The organism is bacterium (genome assembly GCA_037131655.1).
In the GTDB taxonomy this organism is placed as follows: Bacteria; Armatimonadota; Fimbriimonadia; order Fimbriimonadales; family JBAXQP01; genus JBAXQP01.
Genome location: JBAXQP010000476.1, coordinates 1 through 1,561 on the forward strand (window position 1 = coordinate 1; position 1,561 = coordinate 1,561).

A 1,561-nucleotide genomic window follows, 5' to 3' on the forward strand; every position below is an offset into this window, starting at 1 on the left:
CCCTTGACCCGGCCACTGGCACGCCGTACATTTGACCCCATTCCGCGAAGGGAGGCACATATGGCATCTCAGAAGACATTCCGTAATTCTGCTGCGTTCGGCAAGCGAATCGAATATTGGATTATCGGACGCATGCTCAAGGAGGGCCTCGATGTCTACGTGCCTCTGGTAGATGATCACGCGGTAGATGCCATCATTAAGCGACACGATGGCTCCACGGCACTAATTCAGATCAAGGCTCGTTCTAAAGATGTGATTGCTGGTGATGCAGCACTGTTCGCCGCCATCCCCCATGATGAAGTTCGTCTTAACTACTGGTTCGTGTTTTACTCCGAGAGGATGGATAAGACATGGATCATGACTTCAACCGAATTTGACAAAGAGGCTGTCAAAAACAAAACTGGCAAAAACATTGGGTTGCGCTCTATTTGGTTTAACGGAAAACGGAAGAATAAGGAAACAGGAATTACGGAAGAGTACTGCAAACCACAGTGGTTAAAATACCTTGCAGAAGACTTCCAGCGCATTGCCAATGATGCCCCTTACTGATGGGAAAACAAAAAAGAGAAACGTGACAATGATAACTGAGAATAAAGATGATTCACTTCGGGCATTTGCAGTTGGCGGTGTCATTGTATTTGTCCTCTGGTGTATCGCGGGGCTTCTGTCATGGTATTTCATCGACGACGCCGCCAAGCGCGGCCAATTCGGAGATTCATTCGGAAGTATTAACGCTCTCTTCACCGGGCTTGCATTTGCAGGTGTCATCGTCACCATCATTCTTCAGCGACGGGAACTTTCTCTCCAGCGCCAAGAGCTTGAACTCACGCGTGTCGAGTTGAGACGTTCGGCTGAAGCGCAGGAATTATCGAATATTGAGCTCATGCGACAAAGTCAAATCCAGTATTTATCTACTAAACTTGCGGCAATCACCGCGTTGGTTGAAATGTATAGCCGTAAGCTGGCAAGCCTTAGAGAGAGTGGGCATGGCATGAGCATGACGCCGAATTATAAGGATGCAGTCAAGAAATTGAGCAAATATCAGGCTCTCTTGGAACAGACATTCCTAATCATGGAAAAGGAATCAGCAACAGATTCTGGATCAACGGTTGCACAGGCAGCAGGTGGCGACGAACCTAAGGAGCAAGGATAAAGCTATGAACGAAGCCGAACTAGAGAAGCTAAAAGAAAAGAAGAATGCCGCCTTTGTGAAATATTCTGCCGCTCGTATCGCTTATGAGAGCGTTCTTGAGGCCAGTCTCGTATCAACCCGTTCCGCCTGTAACAACGCCCGCGCCAACTGTGACTCTTCTTTCGTAATTTACCAATCTGCCCGTGAGGTCTACAAGGCCGCGTACGCAAATTTAGTGGCCGCCCGTATCCCCAGCACTGAAGACAAGGCAGCCGCTAAAGTTATGCGCGAAAACCCTCTAGGGCGAGAACCACCGCAAGCTGACGCGCAAGCAAATTTACCAACTCCAGAAGCCTGCTATAGTAACGCATACGCGAACTACAAGGTCGCGAGAGCATTTTACAAGACATATCGCGATATCTATGATGC

The 1,561-nt window shown here is 48.4% G+C and carries 3 protein-coding genes; all 3 read left to right on the forward strand.

Annotated features, from left to right (window positions below; translation table 11 throughout):
- Positions 1-549: hypothetical protein (locus WCO51_13775; GenBank protein MEI6514323.1), on the forward strand; the 549-nt coding region annotated here is incomplete at its 5' end.
- 28 nt (positions 550-577) lie between these two features.
- A complete protein-coding gene (locus tag WCO51_13780) occupies positions 578-1,153 on the forward strand; it encodes a hypothetical protein (protein ID MEI6514324.1) in 576 nt (191 codons plus the stop codon).
- Between the two features lie 4 nt (positions 1,154-1,157).
- Positions 1,158-1,561: hypothetical protein (locus WCO51_13785; GenBank protein ID MEI6514325.1), on the forward strand; the 404-nt coding region annotated here is incomplete at its 3' end.